General features: G+C 22.3%; 2 protein-coding genes and 1 pseudogene. All 3 read left to right on the top strand.

Annotated elements, in window-relative coordinates; genetic code table 11:
• Positions 1–95 precede the first annotated feature (95 nt).
• On the top strand, positions 96–860 hold the full coding sequence (locus AJ932_RS05695; protein WP_070289005.1) for a hypothetical protein: 765 nt from the start codon (positions 96–98) through the stop codon (positions 858–860).
• A gap of 43 nt (positions 861–903) precedes the next feature.
• Positions 904–1,248 (top strand): hypothetical protein, encoded by a 345-nt coding sequence (locus tag AJ932_RS05690; RefSeq protein WP_070243605.1) that lies wholly within the window; start codon positions 904–906, stop codon positions 1,246–1,248.
• A pseudogene (locus AJ932_RS10550) lies at positions 1,238–2,233 on the top strand (hypothetical protein); the annotation flags it as partial. The gene AJ932_RS05690 and the pseudogene AJ932_RS10550, both read left to right, overlap by 11 nt.

The following is a 2,233-nucleotide window of genomic DNA, read 5'->3' as shown; positions in this document are numbered from 1 at the left end:
ACAAATGAATGAGATAGAACTTAACACTCAAAATAAAACCTTAAACGAAACAGAAAAAGACACAAAAACTATTTTTAAAATATCAAGGAATATAAATGAAAAAACCTTTTTATAAACTTAAAAGATTTTATATACCTTGTGGTTTACTTATAGCTTTTGTTATCTTTATAAGCTTAGCTTATCGCCCTTTAGAGCTTATCTTTTGGGATAAGTATTATTATGAAAAAGAAAATCAAATTAGAAAAGAGACATCTAAATTATTCTGGAGCAACGAAGAAGAATTTAAAAAAGTTTTTGTAGAACAAAACTTAAATCAAGAATTAAAACTTAATCAAAAAGAATTATTAAATTATATGCATAATTTTAAAAAAGATTTTAAATTTATGCAAATTTTAGGTTTAGACAATGCTTATTTGGTAGCTCTTAAAAATAAGGATGTATTATTTGGTTTGCAAATGCAAAATAATCTTAATTATTTTTATCTTGCTTCTAATAGCACTACTAATTTAAAAGAAATTAATAATTATTTAAATGTTGCGGATGAGTTGCTTGTCTTTATGAGTGAAATTGAAAAATTACCATCTAAGTATAATTTAGGTAAAATAATGTTTGAAATTAATTTTATGACTTATAATATCTTGTTTTTTGGTTTTACTTTAGATACAAATCTTATGTGTTCTATACCTCAAAAAGAACAGTTATTAGAAAATATGATTAATTCTTATAAAAAAATAAATTTATTTCATGATGCGGATTTAAAATTTCAAGATCAAGAATTATACGAAGCAATATATGTAACAAAAAAACTTAATTATTTCATAAATTTTGCTAAAGGAAGATTAAATGCATGCGGAAAATAATTTAAATTTTAAAGATAATTTTTAAATTATATAGGAAAAATAAATGTCTATTTATAAAGAATGTGAGGTTTGTAAAACAAAAATCAATAAATTACAAAATATTTGGAATATATTCTCAGGCAAATTAGAAATAAAATGCAAAAATTGCAAAAGTAAATATGGTGTTTCTAGTAAGATTATAAACTGGATATATGATACTTTTGTATATTTATTGCTTATTCCAGATAGTATGCTTTTAATTATAATATTTTTTGGTGGATATTTTTTTGTCAAATATGGATTATTAGTAGTGCTTTACTTATTAGCAATTATCCTTCTCGCTAGAAAACTAATAAATATTGTTTTACTTCTTCTTTGCAAATTAAAAAGGCTAGAAAATGACAAATAAAGGATTAATGGAACATCTTAAGGATATTAAAGATGGTATTGTAGATTGTTATATAGGACTTTATGATTTTGGAGATTTTTTAGCTAGAATTTCAGGTTTTAGAGATTGGCAAGAAAAAAGTGTTATTTTAGATGATTTTCATAAAAGGCAGACGCTAGAAGAATTGGACTTTTTAAAAGATATTATTAAAAATGAAACTTCTAGAAATATTATACTAGAATATTTAATAAAAGATGCCAATAGAAGGCCTTTATATTATTTAACACCCGCTGGGATAATTTTAATTTTAAATATAACAACCAAAGCAAAAAAACTATTCATAATAAACATAACTTCTCTAGGAGGAAAAGCAACATCCACCGCCCACTCTCTCTACCCCTACTACAAAAACATACAAAATTCCTTTACTCCTTTATGTTCTATAGATGATAAAAATAGTAATTTGTTAAAAGAATTTAATTTTGATAGTTTTTCTTGTAATTTTTATAATAATAATATTTTCAATCAAAGTCTTAAGCATTTAAATAATATACAAAATGAAAAAGAATATATCAATGAGTATAAAATATTTTTAGAAAATCTTAATTATTTTAGTCAAGAATATAATAATTATAAGCTTGTATCTATACAAGCAATCAATAATTTAAAAATAGCCTATATACAAAAACTATCTTTAGAAAATATCAACAACATCAACATCGATTCAAAACCCTATCTATTAAAAGCTTTATATTTTTGTGAAGATTATGTTTTATATGATAAAGATAAGCAAGCTTTATTTGATGAAAACACAATAAAAGAATTAGAATTTAACTCTAGTTTTTATACTATCTTTATCTCTCATAAAAACAAACTAAATGATACTTATTTACAAGCAAGAAAAGAACTTTATAAAAGTATTGATGAATTTAAAAAACTTGGTTTTGAAGATTTAGAAAATGCTTATCAAACTTATATTAATTCTTTGATTGTAAATAAAGAAATA

The organism is Campylobacter sp. BCW_6873 (genome assembly GCF_001762365.1).
Classification (GTDB): Bacteria; Campylobacterota; Campylobacteria; order Campylobacterales; family Campylobacteraceae; genus Campylobacter_D; species Campylobacter_D jejuni.
The sequence above is the reverse complement of the archived record's forward strand: the minus strand, read 5'-3'. Positions and strand labels throughout refer to the sequence as shown.

What these genes read in the sequence shown, in the direction of transcription:
- AJ932_RS05695 (WP_070289005.1), top strand. Translation starts at nt 96, where the DNA reads ATGAAAAAACCTTTTTATAAACTTAAAAGATTTTATATACCTTGTGGT.
- AJ932_RS05690 (WP_070243605.1), top strand. Translation starts at nt 904, where the DNA reads ATGTCTATTTATAAAGAATGTGAGGTTTGTAAAACAAAAATCAATAAA.